This is a genomic window from Levilactobacillus parabrevis ATCC 53295 (assembly GCF_001434055.1).
Taxonomy (GTDB): domain Bacteria; phylum Bacillota; class Bacilli; order Lactobacillales; family Lactobacillaceae; genus Levilactobacillus; species Levilactobacillus parabrevis.
In genome coordinates, this window is record NZ_AZCZ01000088.1 from 1 (window position 1) to 1,860 (window position 1,860).

General features: G+C 35.4%; 2 protein-coding genes. Both read right to left on the bottom strand.

All coding sequences use genetic code 11. The features are described from left to right. Positions 1–338 precede the first annotated feature (338 nt). On the bottom strand, positions 339–707 hold the full coding sequence (locus FD07_RS11820) for a DUF5388 domain-containing protein (RefSeq protein WP_020090532.1): 369 nt from the start codon (positions 705–707) through the stop codon (positions 339–341). A 2-nt stretch (positions 708–709) separates the two neighbouring features. Next, positions 710–1,516 carry a ParA family protein gene (locus FD07_RS11825; RefSeq protein WP_010010558.1) on the bottom strand — a complete coding sequence of 269 codons (807 nt, stop codon included), beginning with the start codon at positions 1,514–1,516 and terminating at the stop codon, positions 710–712. Positions 1,517–1,860 lie beyond the last annotated feature (344 nt).

The window sequence follows — 1,860 nt, forward strand, 5'->3', positions numbered from 1 at the left end:
GTTCGGATTAATTATAGAATTTGCCGTTGTTAATTTGGCTGATCCAGTAGTGGAAAATAGGCTGTTCAATTGTTGATGAGCCACTTTCTTTACAATCTACCATATAAACGCATTCTCGTGCATTGTTTGCTTATACGTGTATATAGTTGTCAAATACGTGCTATGATTGTGTATGTCCTAAATGGACACAAGCAACGCTCCTAAGCAAAGCCTGTATGTACTGATTTCAGAAAAGCCCTCTATTCCGCATAATAGAGGACTTTTTTGTGTGCATTCTGCTTAATTTAAACGGACAAGTATACGTCTAAAAGCTGAACGTGTTGTCTGAGAGCGCGATATTATTTTCCCCTAGTTCGGGCGTCTCTACTCTCCAGAATATCTAATTGAAAAGTAAATTTTCGCTTGTCTTCAGCGTCTAAAGAATCAATGAGATAGTCTAATGCGTTATCAATGGCATCTTTTTGAGATTTATATAGACCAATTCCAGATAAAGCTTCCGCTTTGTTCTTAATATGGTTGTTGATTCTAACGTTAGCATAAAAAGTAACAGAATCTGCAACGCTTTTTCCCGGTTTTGATGGTTTGCCATTATTACTTTTAAGATCATCTGTAGTAAAGGTGTTTTTGGGTTTGATATCTTGTCCACGATCAAGTGGGTCCGTCTTTGGTTGTTTTTTTAGATTGGGATTGTTTAATAATCCGCTCATTCCTATTCACCAGCCATTCTGCTAAATATTTCATCAGTAACGTTGGAGTATACGTCTTGAACTGCTTTATCAAACTGATCTTTAAATGTCACCCCGGTTACATCATATCGTTTTAAGCGTTCCATATTTTTAATTGTTATGTCAAAAATATTTTCTTTACCAAATATATCAATTGCTTTAGCTAAGGTGCTCTTATCAACAGGGGCACCATTTTTCAGCAAAACCGGCAATATTCCTAGTAAATCTAATGTCGGAGCGTGGAATTCATTGATAATTTGATCTTGCATGTATTTGATGAATGCCTGGGCACCCTGAAGCGATCTTTCCTGAGTTTGAAGAACGACAATCGCGTAGTCTGTCATATATAATGCGGTATCTGTGATTAGGCTAATTGTAGGTGGAACGTCTACCAACAAGTAGTCATAGTCATCTTTCCACGGATTTATTAAGGTAGACAAGTATTTTACACGATCGGTGTAGTCAGAAATTATATTCTCCATATATCTAGGATATAAAGAAAAGTCAGCTGAGGATGGAAGAATATCTAAATTTTGGATTACGTTGATGATAGCTGGTTTGAGGTTTTTGTTTTTAATTGCGGTCATCAAGGTTTCATCAAAAGAAGTTACTTCACCGCCGACGTTATTTTTAGTTTTTAAATATAAATTAGTGGCGTTAGCTTGAGGATCCAAATCTATTAATAGTGTTTTATACCCACGACGTGCCAACTCGATACCAGTCATTGTACTATTAGTTGTCTTGCCAGTCCCGCCTTTAAAGTTTGAAAATGTTATGACTTTGCTATCCAAAATATCACCTCATAAATATGTAGTGTAATGCTCTTAAAGCATAGCACAAAAATTAGTACATGTATACAAATACAAGTGTGTAAAAGTAAAAATGTATACATGAGCTCTATGTAGACTGCAATAGAGGCGTTTTGAATGAGTATACAAATACTAACTTTTACATTAGTATTTGTACTAATGTAAAAATGTATACATTTTTTAAAGAAGTGTTGATTTCTTTTATTGAGAGAAATACAATTGTACTTGTAAGTGAATACAAAAAAACACCCACCGACGGGAATCGGTGAGCGCCACATAAAAGTCATCGTTGTTTAATGACTATTATATCATGGCCGGTGCGATTT

Bases quoted from the DNA above. Each gene is read 5' to 3' on its own strand.
- FD07_RS11820 (WP_020090532.1), bottom strand. From the start codon at position 707: ATGAGCGGATTATTAAACAATCCCAATCTAAAAAAACAACCAAAGACG.